The organism is Deinococcus puniceus, assembly GCF_001644565.1.
Lineage (GTDB): Bacteria > Deinococcota > Deinococci > Deinococcales > Deinococcaceae > Deinococcus > Deinococcus puniceus.
The window spans coordinates 2,668,391-2,683,752 of the sequence record NZ_CP011387.1 but is presented as its reverse complement, the minus strand read 5'-3'; the positions used below and the strand labels follow the sequence as shown (position 1 = coordinate 2,683,752).

The window sequence follows — 15,362 nt, the reverse complement described above, 5'->3', positions numbered from 1 at the left end:
CCAGTTCAAACATTGGGGGCAAAGGGGCCGATTGAAACAGAATGAATTGACACCCCTATTCTTGCGTGCCAGCATAGACATTACACACAACGCTTAACAAGAGTCTGGAGCAGCCAGTGCTACGTCGGTCAATTTTTTGCCCCACGACTGTCTGTACCCGGCAGGAGGATCACCTATGAAGCAACTTTCAGGCAACAGCAGTCGTCGGCGTCTCGGCCTCAAACTCGCTTCCCTCGCCGTGGCCCTCCTCGGCGCGTCGGCCCTCGGCCAGAAAGTGGTCAGCATCGGCTTCAGCGCTCCCCTCTCCGGCGGCGCGGCGTTTTACGGCAAAGACGTGCAGTCGGGCATCGAAATGGCCATCAACGAAATGAACAAGGCGGGCGGCATCACCGTGAAGGGCGAGAAAGTGACCTTCAAGCTCGTGAGCCTCGATGACCGCTACCTGCCCAACGAAACGGCCACCAACGTGCGCCGCCTCACCTCTCAGGGCATCGACTTTATTTTCGTGCCGCACGCCGGGGGCATTCTGACGGTGCAGCCGCTGGCCGTGCGTGACCCCGAATTCCTGCTGGTGGCCTACTCCAGCGAACCCGCCATTCTGGAAGCCAAGAACGCCATGACGTTCATGCTGCCTCCCCGCTACGACAACTACCTCCAGCCTTTCGTGTCCACCCAGATGAAGGCCTTCGGCAAGAAGCTGGGCATGATCGGCACCACCAGCGCCTACGGCAAGCAGTGGGGCGAAGCGATTATGGGCGAGTGGAAAAAGCAGGGCGGAACGGTGGGCACCAACAACGGCGTGGATTACAACACCACCGTGGATTACTCCTCCGCCGTGACCAAGGCGCTGGCCGACAAGCCCGACGTGCTGTTTATCGGCGGCCCCAGCCAGCCCACCGCGCTGGTGGTCAAGGCAGCCCGCGAGCAGGGCTTCAAGGGCGGCTTCATCGTCATGGATCAGGCCAAGTTCGAGCAGATGGACACCATCGTGCCCCGCTCCTACCTTGACGGCTCTGTGGGCGTGATGCCCACCAAGGAATTCCCCGGCACACAGGTCTTCGTGAACCAGTACCAGCGGGCCTACAAAAAGATTCCTACCAGCGAAGCGGGCCTGAATTACATGGGCATGAACGTGCTGGCCAAGGCCATGGAACTGGCCGGAACCACCGAAGACCCCAAAGCCGTGCGTGCCCAGCTGAACGCGGCGGCCAAGGCCCTGCCCCTCGGCAAAACCGTGTACAAGCTGCTGGGCGTCACAGCGGGCGGCCACGTAGACGCCGAGTTCATCATCGCCAGCGTGAAAGACGGCAAATACACCAAGCTGCGCGTGACCAAGGTCTACAAGTAAAGCCGGAGTAGAGGCGCACTGAGCAACCAAGTTCGGTGGGCAGCTGTGCCTCTGCCCGCTTGACCCAGAATCCATCGCCCGCGCCCTACATCCGTGTTGGGGCGCGGGTTATTTGATGAGCTTGCCTCCCTTTCACCGCGTCTTACGGATGAGAAGCTGAGTCGTTTGGGCTTCCCATCGGAATCTGCATCAGGAGAATCTGCCCTTGTCTACATTCTTGCAACAACTGTTCAATGCGCTGGCGCTGGGCGGCGTGTACGCGCTGGTGGCGCTCGGCCTCACGCTGGTCTACGGCGTGATGCGCGTGCCCAATTTCGCTCACGGCGGGCTGTACATGCTGGGCGCGTACCTCAGTTACGCCGTCCTGACGGGGCTGGGCTGGGGCTACGTGCCCGCGCTGATCATTTCGGCGCTGGGGGTGGCACTCTTGGCCGCCTTCATGGAGCGCGTGATCTTTTATCCGATGAGAAACGCGCCGCACGTGCATTCCATGATTGCCGCGCTGGGCATGTTGTTCTTCCTAGAAGCCGCCGTGCAGTTGGTGTGGGGGCCGGATTTCAAGCAGATTACCGAGCCGGTGCCGGGCATCGTGAACGTGGGCAGCGTCATCATCACTTGGCAGCGTCTGCTGGTCATCGGCGCGTCGGTGCTGACCATGATCGGCCTGAACTACTTCCTGAAACGCACGCTGACCGGAGCCACCATCGAGGCCATGAGCCAAAACCGCGAGGGTGCGCGGCTGGTGGGCGTGAATACCAACCGCGTCGGCATGCTCACCTTCGCCATTTCGGGGGCGTTGGCGGCGGCGGCGGCCACCCTGATCGCGCCTATCATTTCGGTATCTCCCAGCATGGGCGAGGTCATGAACCTGAAAGTCTTCGCCATCATCATTCTGGGCGGCATGGGCAGCGTACCGGGGGCCATCGTGGGGGCGTTCCTGCTGGCGCTAGCCGAAGTCTTCGGCGGCTACTACATCAGCCTCGATTTCTCCGATGTGATCGGGTTCGCCATGCTGGTACTCGTGCTGGCGCTGAGGCCGCAGGGTCTGTTTAAGAGGGGAAATTGATGCTCAGCAACACACAACCGGGAAGCGCGGGAGCGGGCCGCTTCAAAGTGGGCAGATGGGGCTGGGTGGCCGTATTCGCGGTGGCCGCGCTGGTGCCGCTGTTCGGGCCATCGGGATATCTGCTCGACATCGGCATCAACATCATGATTTACGCGATGCTGGCCTACGGCATGAACGTGCTGCTGGGCTACACCGGGCAGTTGCCGCTGGCCCACGCGGGCTTTTTCGGCATCGGCGCGTACACGGTGGGCATCCTGACCCTCAAGGCGGGCTGGAGTTTCTGGCTGGCATGGCCGGTGGCGGTGGCGCTGTGCGCCGTGCTGGGGCTGCTGCTGGGGCTGGTGGCCTTCCGCACCAAGGGCGACGCCTTTTCCATTTTTACCCTCGGCGTGGGCGTCATCATCATGCTGGTCATCAACAAATGGGACACGCTCACAGGCGGCAACGAGGGCCTGAACGGCATCAATCCGCCTGCTGGCCTAGAGGCCTTGTCTCAGGGCGTGGGCATCAAGCTGTCGGCTGGGTTTTACTATCTGGCCCTGATTTCCCTGATTCTGACGGTGCTGGCAGTAGCGCGGGCGCGGGGCAGCGTGTTCGGGCGTTCGCTGATCGCCATTCGCGGCGGCGAGGATTTGGCGCGGAGTGCGGGCATAGACGTGTTCACGCACAAGCTGCGGGCCATGATGCTGTCTACGGCCATCGCAGGCTTTGCGGGCGGTGTTTATGCCGTGTACGTGGGCTTTCTGGGTTCGGCGTCGGCTGGCCCGGTCATGACCTTCACGGTGCTGCTGTACCTGTTGGTGGGCGGGCTGGGCACGCTGGCCGGGCCACTCATCGGGCCTGCACTGATGTACACGCTGACCCAGAGCCTCAAGGGGCTGCAAGACTACCAATACATCGTGTTCGGGCCGCTGCTCATTCTGCTGATCATGTTCGCGCCGCAGGGCTTGGCGGGCCTGTGGATGAAGGCGCGGGCCAAACGCGCCATGTCGGCAGTGACGGGCAACAAGGGGGCCAAGCGTGCCTGAAGTCGTCCAATCTAAAGTCGTGCAGGCCGGTTCCGAACTGCTGCGCGTGGAAGGGCTGGGGATTCGTTTTGGCGGCCTGCACGCCGTCAAGGACGTGACCGCCACCATCCCCGCAGGCCAAATTACGGCCATCATCGGCCCCAACGGTGCGGGCAAAAGCACTTTCTTCAACCTGATTTCCGGGTTTTACCAGCCCACCACAGGCCGGATCATCTTTCAGGGCCAAGACATCACGCGCCTGAAAACGCATGAAGTGGTGGCGAGTGGCATGGCCCGCACCTTTCAGACCACCACCATCTACAAGGAACTGAGCGTGCTGGAAAACGCCATGATCGGCCACCGCGTGCGTACCCGCGCCGGGCTGCTGGACGCGCTGCTACGTACAGGCCGCGAGCGCCGCGACGAACAGGAAAGCCGCGACGCCGCCATGACCGCCCTGACCCGCGTGGGCATTGCCGCACATGCCGCCCGCCCCGCCGGAGCCATGACGCAGGAGGGCCAGAAGCGCGTGGGCATTGCTATGGCGCTCGCCAGCAACCCCAAATTGCTGCTGCTGGACGAACCCGCCGCCGGAATGAACCCCGAAGAAACCGTGAGCCTGATGGCCCTGATCCGCGAACTGGTGGCGGGCGGCCTGACCGTGATTCTGGTGGAACACAAAATGAGCCTCGTGATGAGCCTCGCCGATCATATTCTGGTGCTGCATCACGGCCAGAAAATCAGCGAGGGCGTGCCTGCACAGGTCAGCCGTGATCCGGCGGTCATCGAGGCCTACTTAGGCTCTCACGCGCACGGCGGGCAGATGGGCCAAGCGACCGCAGCCTCCGCAGGAGAAACGCCCCATGCTTGAAATCCGTGATCTGAGCGTGAATTACGGCCACTTTACGGCCCTGCACAGCCTGAACCTGACCGTCAGCCCCGGCGAAATCGTGGTGATGCTGGGGGCCAACGGCGCAGGCAAAAGCACCCTGTTTCGCACGTTGTCGGGTTTGCAGCGGCCTTCGGGCGGCACGGCCACTTGGAACGGGGTGTCTCTGACGGGGGGCAAGCCAGAATTCAACGTTGCCAACGGGGTGGCGCAGTGTCCGGAAGGCCGCCTGCTCTTTCCCGAACTGAGCGTAGAAAAGAATCTGCGGCTGGGAGCCTTCGTACACCGCAAAGACCCGGCAGGCACGGCCCGCGAACTGGAGCGCGTCTACGAACTGTTTCCGGCGCTCGTGGAAAAGCGCAACGTTCAGGCAGGCAGCTTGTCGGGCGGGCAGCAACAAATGGTGGCTATTGCCCGCTCCCTGATGGCCCGCCCCAAACTCCTGCTGTTGGATGAGCCGTCGCTGGGCCTCGCGCCACTGGTGGTCGAGCAGGTCTTTGAGGCCGTGCAGCGCGTAAACGCGGCGGGCGTGGGCGTGCTGCTGGCCGAGCAAAACGCTTACGCCGCACTGGGGATCGCCCACCGGGGCTATGTGCTGGAGGGAGGCCGCGTGAGCTTGCAGGGCAGCCAGCACGAACTCATGACCGATGACCGGGTGCGGAGTGCGTACTTGGGGGTGTGAGGGGGCAGGGGGGTTCTGAGGTGGAAGGTGAACCCCCAGTCTGCTGCGCAGCCAGCCCCCCTTAAAGGGGAGCGCAAGAGCTGTTAAGTCCCCACCTCTAAGGGGGGCATTGCAAAGCAATGGGGGGATTCCCCTTCCAAGCCGGAGTGTAAGCACAGCCTTACGCTCCGCTCCCTTTTTGCCTATCCAGTGCTGACCGTCTGCCACTACACTGGGTTCAGTTGCCCTCCTATTGGGGAGAACTCCGGACGAGAGAACCGCCGTACCCGGTCAGGACAAGACGGCGCACCTGCGGAGGTGTTGGAACATGGCATGGATACTGCTTGTCTTGGCTGGACTGTTGGAAGTGGGCTGGGCCATTGGCCTGAAATACACCGAGGGCTTTACGCGCCCGCTGCCCACTGCGCTCACATTGGCCAGCATGATTGCCAGCATCACGCTGCTGGGTCTGGCGGTCAAAACGCTGCCGATTGGTACGGCATACGGCGTGTGGGTGGGCATTGGCGCGGTGGGTGCGGCCATTCTGGGCATCGTGCTGTTCAAGGAGCCTGCCACCGCTGCTCGCCTCGGCTTTATGGCGCTTATGGTGGTGGCGATTATTGGGTTGAAGGTGACGAGTGGGCACTGAGGGAAGGGATTACAGCTAGGTTTTCTAGTTGCTCCCACGTTTTCCCCCACCCCCCAGCCCCCGCCCCCAAAGGGGTCAGGGGAGTTGGTCGCTCCGCTCGGGAGGATTGATCTTGCCGCGTCCAGACTCGGCTAAATCGTTCATCTGAAGCGGAATCGCTAGTCGTCTTTGATCTGGAATTGGCCCACCCGCTGCGCGGATGACGGCCTCACACGGAGAGGGGCGGGGACGGTATGGGTTTGCTGTTGGCCCTCTCCCCTTGCGGGGGAGGGCGCTGCAAAGCAGCGGGAGGGGGGAAGTGAGCGCCAGCGATTGCCCTTCTGCCCTTCCTTAGACCCCCCTCCCTTAGACTGCCCTTCCCGCCCCTCACTTGAACCCGGTGCAACCCCTAGACCAAGTGGCGTCTAGAATGGGGAGCAAGGAGTGTTCCCTGAATGGCGTTAGATCGTTTTTTTCGCAGACGCCGCCCGCAGCAGCAAGCGGGCAGCGACATGCCAGACCTGTGGACGCAGTGTCCTGCGTGCAAGGAAAGTGTCTATAACCGCGACTTAGAGGCCAGCCTTTGGGTGTGCCCCAAATGCAGCCACCACCTGCGCCTAGAGGCGGGGCGGCGTGTGGAGGTGCTGCTCGATGAAGGCTCGTTCGTGCAGTTGTCGGGCCGCGTGCATCCCACCGACCCCCTGACCTTTCAGGATACCGAAGCTTACGTAGACCGCCTGAGCCGCGCCCAGAAGAAGACGGGCCGCCCAGACGCGATTCTGACGGGTACAGGCAGCATTCTGGGCTTGCCCGTAACCTTGGCGGTCATGGATTTCGCCTTCAGTGGCGGCAGCATGGGCAGCGTGGTGGGCGAGGAAATCAGCCGCGCCGCCGAACATTCTGCCGAAATAGGCACGCCGTTTGTGCTGGTGGCGGCCAGTGGCGGGGCCAGAATGCAGGAAAGCGCGTTGTCGCTGATGCAGATGGCAAAAACGACGGTGGCCCTAGAGAGCCTGACGGCGCGGGGCTTGCCCTACGTCAGCATTCTGACCGACCCGACCACCGGGGGCGTGACGGCCAGTTTTGCCACCATTGCCGATGTGATCATGGCCGAACCCGGAGCCTTGATCGGCTTTGCGGGGCCGCGTGTGATTCAGCAGACCATCCGCCAGAGCCTGCCCGAAGGCTTTCAGCGGGCCGAATTTTTGCTGGAACACGGCATGATCGACGATGTGGTAGACCGCCGCACCCACCGCAGCTTTCTGGCCGGACTGCTGGGCGTGCTGACCCGCCGCGCTCCCGACGCCCCTCCCGCCGAACAGCCCGCCCCACCCTCCACCGAGGCCCCCGCGTAATGACGATCCCATCCATCGACCTCAAAGCCACCCTGAAAAAACTGGAAGCCCGCGTACACGACCTAGAAGTGACGGCGCGGGAAACCGGGCAGAATCTGGATTCCACGATTCATACCTTGCGGGCCGAAGTGGAGCGGCTGAGAATGGCCCCGGCAAACGCCGTGATGACGCGCTGGGAGCGGGTGCAACTGGCCCGTGCACCGGGAAGGCCCACCGCGCATGATTACACCGAGCGCCTCGTCACAGACTTTACCGAGCTGCACGGAGACCGCAATTTTGCCGACGACCACGCCCTGATCGGCGGGCCAGGGCGCTGGCAGGGCCGCCCCGTGATGCTCCTTATGCAGCAAAAAGGCCGCGACACCAAAAGCCGCGTGCGGAGGCGCTTTGGCATGAGCAACCCCGAAGGCTACCGCAAGGCCATGCGCCTGATGGATTTGGCCGACAAATTTGGCCTGCCGGTGGTGTGCCTGATCGACACTCCCGGCGCGTACCCCGGCATAGAGGCCGAGGAGCGCGGCCAAGCGTGGGCCATTGCCGAAAGCATTCAGCGGATGGTGCGCCTGAAAGTGCCTGCCGTGTGCGCCGTGATTGGCGAGGGCGGCAGCGGCGGGGCACTGGCGATTGGCGTGGGCAACCGCGTGCTGATTCAGGAAAATGCGTGGTACAGCGTCATTTCCCCCGAATCCTGCGCGGCGATCCTGTGGCGCGATTCGGCACAGGCCCCCAAAGCCGCCGAAGCCCTGAAGCTGACGGCCCCCGACTTGCTGGAACTGGGCATCGTGGAAGAAGTGATCCCCGAACCTGTAGGCGGCGCACATCTGGATTTGGACGCCGCTGCCGCCGCACTGGGCGAGGCGGTGGGCCGTCATCTGGACGAACTGGGCCTGCTGAACGAGGGGGAGCTGAAAGCGCAACGGGCCGCACGGTTCCGGGCGTTGGGAGCGTTTACCGAGAGTTGAGGCGCTTAGACAAAGCCTCTGCTTTAGTCGCAGTGAGTTTGGCGATAGAGCGGAGGCGATCTCTTTGTACCACAGACCTTGCTTTCCGATGCCCCTTGCCTTACGATGTCACCACAACATCGGAAAGCGATGGCTGCCCAAGCAGACGCCGAGGCAGAGAGGAGCCGTATGGACGCCCAACAATTGAAAGGCCACTTGGATTTGCTGCTGCTCGCTACCCTAGAGCAAGGCTCGCGCTACGGCGGGCAGATCATTGCCGACGTACAGGCCGCTACTGACGGCTATTTCAGCCTGCGCGAAGGCACGCTGTATCCGGCCCTGCACCGCCTAGAAAAAGCCGGGTGGATCAGCGGCGCATTCGAGCAGTTGCCGCGTGGGGGCAGCCCAGTCAAGTTTTACACCCTCACCCCCAGCGGCCAGCAGGAACTGAAAGCCCAACGCGAACGCTACGAACAGTTTCGCCGCGCTGTGCAGGGCGTCATCGGGGGGACGGTATGAAGGACGTGGAGCGCCAACTTGAAGGTTATGTTCGGCAGGCCACACGGGGATTACGCGGCCCGCGCCGTCAGGATGCCCAATTGGAACTTCGCGGCGCACTGGAAGACAAGATTCACCGTCACCGCTTGCTGGGGCTGGATGAACACGCGGCGCTGACTACTGCCCTGCGCGACTTTGGCAGCGCCTCCGCCGTCGCCCGTGACCTGAACGCCGTGCATACCTTGCCTACCGTGTACCGGGGGTTGTTGCTGGCTGGAATTGGCACGCTGTTGGGCTGGCAGGCCGTCGCACAAGTGCCGATGGTGCGGGCTATTCCTGATCCGCAGGAGTTAGCCCAGACTTGCCAACATGACGAAGCGATGTTGAGCCGAATGAGCCTGTCAGATGCAGCGGCACTGCGGCTCAAGCTGGCACAGCCGGGTGCGCGGGCAAAATTGGAAGCCGACTGCCGCGCCATGATTCCAGCGCCAGTCAACACCCTCTTGTCTCTGGCCGATCTGCTAGCCGCCTTGCGTAAAGGCGGAATTATCGTCAATACAATTCCCGGCTTTGACGGCTATCTTCAGTTGACGTTTCCGGGCCGGAAAGATATTCAGGGGCTAGACCTGAGCGGAAGTACCAAGATGATCGGTGGGCAAGCTTATCTTCAGGCGGCCCCACTGGTGAGCTTGCTCAGGCACATGTTGCCCTCTGATGTCACGCTGCGTCTCAGCGGCATTGACAATCCGGTGCTGGAAATTGGCCCCGCCCGCGTGCAACTGGGAACAGCAGCCACGCCTGTGAAGGCCACAGACTTCTATCTGTTCTTGCTGCTTGAAGTGGTGGAAACGCAACTCAAAAACTTGTCCCAAACGTCTGTAGAACTGGCCTTCGTTTTTGATAACAACGATCCTCAATCCCCAAAGCTCAAGCTTGGTGCCCCGGATCAAGCCTTGTTTGCCACCATCAGCAATGCGCGTCTGGTTGCCAAGTCCAATGCCACAGCCAAGGAGTACTACTTGCTGCGGGTGCGGGCAGTATCGGGGGGCCTGCTGGCTGCCCCTAAAGGCCGAATCGTCAACACACCCGCCGAACTGATTGCGGCCACCGCCAAAGGCCAAGAAGCACTGCTGGTCTACCGCCTCAACGCCGCCGACCTGCGGAACCTCAAGCTGACCCCAGTTCCGGCCAAGAGCCTTCAACCTGTTCCCTAAATCATCTTCCCCCGCCCTATCTTGTACTCACTACAAAGTAGGCAAGTGTGGCCCTCGCTCTCTCGCTGGGGCCACCAAAGGGGTGAATGGGTGAGAATTTTAGGACGGTTGGGAAGGGGTCTGCTGTGGCTGATTCTGGTCATTCTGGTGCTGGCGTTGGCGGCGGTGCTGTGGCTGCGGAGTACGTCCAACCCGCGTACTTCGGGCAGTGTGACGCTGCCGGGGGTATCGGGCCAAGTGACCATTACCCGCGATGCTTGGGGCGTGCCGCATATCCGGGCCACCGCCAGCGATGAGGACGCCGTGTTCGCGCTGGGGTTCGTGCATGCCCAAGACCGGGCGTGGCAACTGGATTTCCAGCGGCGTGTGACTCAGGGCCGTCTGTCTGAAGTGTTGGGCGCACCCGCACTGGGGCAGGATAAATTCCTCAGAACGTGGGGCTTTTACCGGACGGCTCAGTCGGCCCTGCCCGCCCTGTCGGAGCGCAGCAAGCGCATGGTAGCCGCGTACACGGCGGGCGTGAATGCTGGCTTCAAGCAGGGCAAAATGGCCCCCGAATTCCGCATTTTGGGCTACACCCCCGAACCGTGGACAGACGTAGACAGCATCGCGTGGAGCAAGCTGATGGCCTACGATCTGGGCGGCAACTACGAGGATGAAGTGCTGGGCGCACGCACGGTGAAGCGGCTGGGCCAGAGCGGGCTAGGCGAGATCATGCCGCCGTACCCCGAAAACGGCCCCACCATCCTGAGTGCTGACGAGTTGCCCGCGGGAACCACCGCGCAGACTCGCGCCCCAGCATTGGCGGCGGCCCCCACCTTGCCAGATTCAACTCTTGCCGCCCTGCACTCTCACCTGTTGGCGGCGCGGGAACTAGGTTTGCAGGCCGTACCGGGCAAAGGCAGCAACGACTGGGTGATGGCCGGAAGCCGCACGGCCAGCGGCAAACCCATTTTGGCCGACGATCCGCACCTGTCTCTGACCAGCCCGATGCTGTGGTATCTGGCCGACCTTCAGGGGCCGACGCTGAAATCCATCGGGGCCAGCATTCCCGGCCTGCCCGCCATCGTGATCGGGCGCAATGAGCGTGTGGCGTGGGGCGTGACCAACGTGAACCCCGACGTGCAGGATTTGTACATCGAACCCGCAGGAACCAAGCTGACCGAACGAACCGAGATCATCAAGGTCAAGGGTGCCGAAGACGTGCGACTCGTGGTGCGCGAGAGCAGTCACGGCCCGATCATCAGCGACGCGGGGGCCGCCGACGTGGGGCCGCGTGTGGCCCTGAAATGGACGGCGCTGCAACCCGGCGACACCACCATGGACGCCTTTCTGGGCCTGAATTACGCGCAGAACTGGGCCGAGTTCACGGCGGCCCTGAGGAGTTACGTGGGGCCAAGTCAGAACTTCGTGTACGCCGACACCGACGGCAATACCGGCTACTACGCACCGGGCCGCGTGCCGATCCGCAGCGGCTGGGACGGCTCCCTGCCCGTGTCGGGCGACGGTTCCCGCGAGTGGGCGGGCTACCTGCCGTTCGAGCAGTTGCCGCATACCTACAACCCCGCCGACGGTCTGGTGGTCACGGCCAACAACCGCGTCACACCCGACGAGTACCGCTTCGACCTTGCCAACGAGCGCAACTGGGCCGAGCCGTACCGCGCCCAGCGGATTACCGACCTGCTGACCGCCAAAGCGCAGGGCTGGACGGTGGATGAGGTGCGGAAGGTGCAACTGGACACCCAGAGTCTGGTGTGGCAAGACCTGAAACCGCTGCTGCTGGCCGCCCGCCCTGACGGCGACCTCAGCACGCGGGCGCTGGAGCAATTGCGCGGCTGGGACGGCAACCAAACGGTATCCAGCGTGCCTAGCCTGATCTTCGAAGCTTGGCTGATGAAACTGCAAAGCATGGCCCGTGACGAACTCGGTAACGAGACCCAGATCAACAGTCTGGCCGTGCTGAACCAACTGAAAACGGACGGCGAGCTGTGCCAAAGCGAGAGCGCGGGCTTAAGCACCTGCGCCGCCACGCTGACGGCCACCCTCAAACAAGCGGTAGACGACCTCAGCACCCGCCTCGGCTCCGATCTGGGCGGCTGGAGCTACGGCAAGCTGCACACGGTGGCCAGCAAGCACCGCGCTTTTGGCGATGTGGCCGAAGTATCTTGGCTGTTCAACCACAGTGCCCCCACCCCCGGCGGCACCAACACAGTCAATGTGGCCCGCCCCGAAGTCGGCACTTACCGCCAGACGCACGGGGCCAGTTACCGCCAGATCGTCGACCTCAGCGCCCCCAACCGCAGCCTGTACGTGGGCAGCCTCGGCCAAAGCGGCAACCCGCTGGGCAACCATGTCTCCGACCAGCAAAAAATGTGGGTGGCGGGCGAATATCTGCCCATGAGTACGGACGCGAAGGACTGGGGAAAAACGGTGACGTTGACGCTAGAAGCGGGGAAATAGCGGGCAGATTTCGAGTAAACCCCCCACTCTGCTTCGCAGCCAGCCCCCCTTAAAGGGGAGCGCAAATGCTGTTGTCCTCCCCTCAAGGGGGGGCGTTGCAAAGCAACGGGGGGGTTCACCCAGAATCTTAGCCTCATTGGAATTCACATCCCAAGTCAAACAAAAAGCGCGGCCCTGTCACTCCCGGCAGGGCTTGCGCTTTTGCTTGAGTTGTCTCTTGCCTGTTGCCCCAATCCGCGCACCTCGTCACCAACTGGGGCGGCTGCTCAACTCCGAGCGCCCAAACCTAGCGCCGGAACACTTCCCGATTGGCGTAGTTCTGGCGGCCACTCTTGTCTACAAACTGCGTCATGCTCTGCACGCTCATGGTTTTGTTCGGAAACAGGTTCATGACCAGCATGGTGTTGGAAAAACCCTTGTTGTACACCGCGCTGCCCAGCCAGTGATCGGTGTCGGCAACGCTGGTGCCGTAGGTCAGCACGCCCGCTTTGCCCCAGTCGCAGTCGGTGGGGCTGCACTTGCCGAACACCTGCACATTCAGCGTGCCGTCGCCGTTGGGGGTAAAAATTAGGCGCGTAATCCCGCGTGTGGCGGCGTTGGTGTTCGTCCACGTGCCCACAAAGTCGGAGGTGGCGGCTTGGGCCGAAGAAGCGAGCGTCAGGGCGGCGAGGGCGGTCAGGGCGAAACGGGGCAAGTTGGTCATGGTGAAACTCCTTTGGCCGTGTGGGGCCGGGCGCGGAAGAAGGTAGGTTTTGGCCGTCCCAGCGGGCGCTTATGCGTTGCTCCTTCTGGTAAATCAAGCGTACTCAGGCCCCCGTGAACGGCCCATGATCGGCAGGCGGCGCGGCGTGATCAGAGGTTGTGGCGGCGTCAGAGGGGCGTCAGAGAAGCCGCCGTGTTGACGACACTGGAACCGTTCCCACCCGGCGCGTCGTATGCTGTGAGGCGTGCTAAAGACGGACTTGGCGGCGCGGCTGAGGCCCGCTTTTGATGATGACCGCGATGCGGAAACCTTTCTGCTGCGGCTGGAACGCTACGGCGCTGACCTAGAGGGCAGTTTGCGGGCGGTGTACGGCGACGCCACCGACACGCTGATGGCTGAACTGTTGGAAGTGCTGATTCACGCGCACCACACCCGCGCCCCCGACCTGAAGCGGCTGGACGAGGCCCGCCTGCTGCGCCCCGACTGGCTGCAAGCGCCCGACATGATCGGGTACGTGGCCTACACAGACCGCTTTGCCGGAACCCTGCGCGGCGTGCAGGAGCGGCTGGAGTATCTGGAGGGCTTGGGCGTCAAATACTTTCACCTGATGCCGCTCCTCAAGCCCCGTGAGGGCGAAAACGATGGCGGCTACGCGGTGCAGGACTACCGCGCCGTGCGCCCCGATCTCGGCGACATGGACGATCTGTCGGCGCTGGCCTCCAAACTGCGCGGGCGCGGCATCAGTCTGGTGCTGGATCTGGTGTTGAACCACGTGGCCCGCGAACACGAGTGGGCCGCCAAAGCGCGGGCGGGCGATCCCGTCTACCGCGACTATTTCCATATCTACCCGGATCGCACCCAGCCCGACGCCTACGAGCGCACCTTGCCTGAAGTGTTTCCCGACTTTGCCCCCGGCAACTTTACTTGGGATACAGAAACGAGTGGCTGGGTCTGGACGACTTTCAATGCCTACCAGTGGGATCTGAATTGGGGCAATCCGGCAGTGTTCCGCGAGTTCACCGACCTGATCCTGCACCTCGCCAACCGGGGTGTAGAGGTGTTCCGACTGGACGCCATCGCCTTTATGTGGAAGCGCCTCGGCACGGCCAGCCAGAATCAGCCCGAAGTGCATCACCTGACGCGGGCGCTGCGGGCGGCCATCCGGATCGTGGCCCCGGCTGTGGCGTTCAAGGCCGAAGCCATCGTGGCCCCCGCCGACCTGATTCATTACCTCGGCACGCGGGATCATCACGGCAAGGTCAGCGACATGGCCTACCAGAACAGCCTGATGGTGCAGATTTGGAGCAGCCTCGCCAGCCGTGATACCCGCCTGTTCGAGACGGCGCTGTTGGCCTTTCCGCCCAAGCCCACCAACACCACTTGGGGCATGTATGTGCGCTGCCACGACGATATTGGCTGGGCCATCAGCGACGAGGATGCGGGGCGCGTGGGCCTCAGCGGGCCGGGGCATCGCCATTTTCTCAGCGATTTTTACAGCGGCGAGCATCCCGGCAGCTTTGCGCGGGGGCTGGTATTTCAGCACAACCCCGCCACCGGAGATAGGCGAATTAGCGGCAGCGCGGCCAGCTTGGCGGGTCTGGAAGCCGCGCTGGACGCAGGACACGCCGGATGGACAGACCACGCGGTACGGCGCTTGCTGCTGGCCCACGCCGTGACGCTCGGCTTTGGCGGCGTGCCCCTGCTGTACATGGGCGACGAACTCGCGCTCCTGAACGACTACACCTTCGAGGCCGACCCCGCCCACGCGCCCGACAACCGCTGGGTTCACCGCCCCAAAATGGATTGGGCATTGGCCGAAGCCGTGCAGGATGATCCGGCCACGCCAGCCGCACGGGTCAACGCTGGAATTCGCGCCCTGATCGCTGCCCGCCAGCGCACGCCGCACCTGCACGCCAGCGTCGAATCCCGCGCCGTGCCCAGCCCAGATTCCCGCGTGCTGCTGCTGCGCCGCGATCATCCTTTGGGCGTCATGCTGTGCGTGTATAACTTCAGCGAACACGAGGTGGCCTTTCCCACCTACCTGCTGCGCGATCAGTTGGGCGAACACGCCACCGACGCTGTGGCGGGCACGCACTTTACTTTGCAGCGGGCCACCACGCGCCTTGCTCCCTTCCGCGCCCTGTGGCTTACCCAATCGGAGGCTCCACGATGACCCACACGCCCCCACCCGGTCAGCGCCCGTCCCGCATCAAAATTCCCACCGAGGCCCTGCTGAACGCCGCCCGCAGCGCCGCCGGAAAACTGGCCGACCTGAGCCGTGACCCACAGGTGCGCGAAGAAGCAGACAACGTGGCCCGTGCCATTGCGAGGCTGCTTCAGGCCGTGAAGAACGCCCCCAAACACCGGGGCGGGGCAGGGGAGAAGAAAGGCTAGAGCAGGAGTCATACTGAAACCGACTTGAATCCTGCGCTTTTTGGGATTCAATCCGAGCGGACTGGCACAGCACGAAGTGAGCGAGTAGGAAAGAATACGGGCTACGCGTTATGGAGCCGTATTCGGTGCGGTTCCGGGTATGGCGGAATGGAGCGGAGTCCGTATGAAAGGGGGGCAGACCAATCGCGCGTCTGCCCC

At 63.0% G+C, this 15,362-nt stretch carries 14 protein-coding genes and 1 riboswitch; of the genes, 13 read left to right on the top strand and 1 reads right to left on the bottom strand.

Annotated features, from left to right (window positions below; translation table 11 throughout):
- Positions 1 to 175: 175 nt before the first annotated feature.
- From SU48_RS12395 to SU48_RS12345, 11 genes are all read left to right on the top strand, one after another.
- Complete coding sequence (locus SU48_RS12395) at positions 176 to 1,348, top strand: ABC transporter substrate-binding protein (protein ID WP_064015512.1); 1,173 nt, start codon at positions 176 to 178, stop codon at positions 1,346 to 1,348.
- Positions 1,349 to 1,553: 205 nt separating this feature from the next.
- Positions 1,554 to 2,414: a branched-chain amino acid ABC transporter permease gene (locus SU48_RS12390; RefSeq protein WP_064015511.1), complete on the top strand. Its 861-nt coding sequence runs from the start codon at positions 1,554 to 1,556 to the stop codon at positions 2,412 to 2,414.
- The gene (locus SU48_RS12385) at positions 2,414 to 3,442 is read left to right on the top strand and encodes a branched-chain amino acid ABC transporter permease (protein ID WP_064015510.1); all 1,029 of its coding nucleotides are present in this window, start codon (positions 2,414 to 2,416) and stop codon (positions 3,440 to 3,442) included. The genes SU48_RS12390 and SU48_RS12385 overlap by 1 nt, the downstream gene beginning before the upstream one ends.
- Complete coding sequence (locus tag SU48_RS12380; RefSeq protein WP_231881626.1) at positions 3,435 to 4,292, top strand: ABC transporter ATP-binding protein; 858 nt, start codon at positions 3,435 to 3,437, stop codon at positions 4,290 to 4,292. The genes SU48_RS12385 and SU48_RS12380 overlap by 8 nt, the downstream gene beginning before the upstream one ends.
- Complete coding sequence (locus SU48_RS12375) at positions 4,285 to 4,992, top strand: ABC transporter ATP-binding protein (RefSeq protein WP_064015508.1); 708 nt, start codon at positions 4,285 to 4,287, stop codon at positions 4,990 to 4,992. The genes SU48_RS12380 and SU48_RS12375 overlap by 8 nt, the downstream gene beginning before the upstream one ends.
- A gap of 220 nt (positions 4,993 to 5,212) precedes the next feature.
- Positions 5,213 to 5,282, top strand: a riboswitch (guanidine-III (ykkC-III) riboswitch).
- 17 nt (positions 5,283 to 5,299) lie between these two features.
- Positions 5,300 to 5,620, top strand: a complete 321-nt coding sequence (gene sugE, locus SU48_RS12370; RefSeq protein WP_064015507.1) for a quaternary ammonium compound efflux SMR transporter SugE — start codon at positions 5,300 to 5,302, stop codon at positions 5,618 to 5,620.
- Between the two features lie 434 nt (positions 5,621 to 6,054).
- Complete coding sequence (gene accD, locus SU48_RS12365; RefSeq protein WP_064015506.1) at positions 6,055 to 6,954, top strand: acetyl-CoA carboxylase, carboxyltransferase subunit beta; 900 nt, start codon at positions 6,055 to 6,057, stop codon at positions 6,952 to 6,954.
- On the top strand, positions 6,954 to 7,916 hold the full coding sequence (locus SU48_RS12360) for an acetyl-CoA carboxylase carboxyltransferase subunit alpha (protein ID WP_064015505.1): 963 nt from the start codon (positions 6,954 to 6,956) through the stop codon (positions 7,914 to 7,916). Before accD ends, SU48_RS12360 begins: the two co-directional genes overlap by 1 nt.
- 168 nt (positions 7,917 to 8,084) lie before the next feature.
- A complete protein-coding gene (locus SU48_RS12355) occupies positions 8,085 to 8,414 on the top strand; it encodes a PadR family transcriptional regulator (RefSeq protein ID WP_064015504.1) in 330 nt (109 codons plus the stop codon).
- Entirely contained in the window at positions 8,411 to 9,607 is a 1,197-nt protein-coding gene (locus SU48_RS12350) for a permease prefix domain 1-containing protein (RefSeq protein ID WP_157451163.1), read from the top strand. The genes SU48_RS12355 and SU48_RS12350 overlap by 4 nt, the downstream gene beginning before the upstream one ends.
- 90 nt (positions 9,608 to 9,697) lie before the next feature.
- Positions 9,698 to 12,067, top strand: coding sequence for a penicillin acylase family protein (locus tag SU48_RS12345; RefSeq protein WP_064015502.1), 2,370 nt, complete (start codon positions 9,698 to 9,700; stop codon positions 12,065 to 12,067).
- 286 nt (positions 12,068 to 12,353) lie between these two features.
- Here the strand turns inward: SU48_RS12345 and SU48_RS12340 are convergent, their stop codons facing one another.
- Positions 12,354 to 12,770 carry a hypothetical protein gene (locus tag SU48_RS12340; RefSeq protein WP_064015501.1) on the bottom strand — a complete coding sequence of 139 codons (417 nt, stop codon included), beginning with the start codon at positions 12,768 to 12,770 and terminating at the stop codon, positions 12,354 to 12,356.
- A gap of 244 nt (positions 12,771 to 13,014) precedes the next feature.
- On the opposite strand from SU48_RS12340, the gene SU48_RS12335 reads away from it, so the two are divergent.
- On the top strand, positions 13,015 to 14,943 hold the full coding sequence (locus tag SU48_RS12335) for an alpha-amylase family protein (RefSeq protein ID WP_064015500.1): 1,929 nt from the start codon (positions 13,015 to 13,017) through the stop codon (positions 14,941 to 14,943).
- On the top strand, positions 14,940 to 15,164 hold the full coding sequence (locus tag SU48_RS12330; protein ID WP_064015499.1) for a hypothetical protein: 225 nt from the start codon (positions 14,940 to 14,942) through the stop codon (positions 15,162 to 15,164). The genes SU48_RS12335 and SU48_RS12330 overlap by 4 nt, the downstream gene beginning before the upstream one ends.
- Positions 15,165 to 15,362 lie beyond the last annotated feature (198 nt).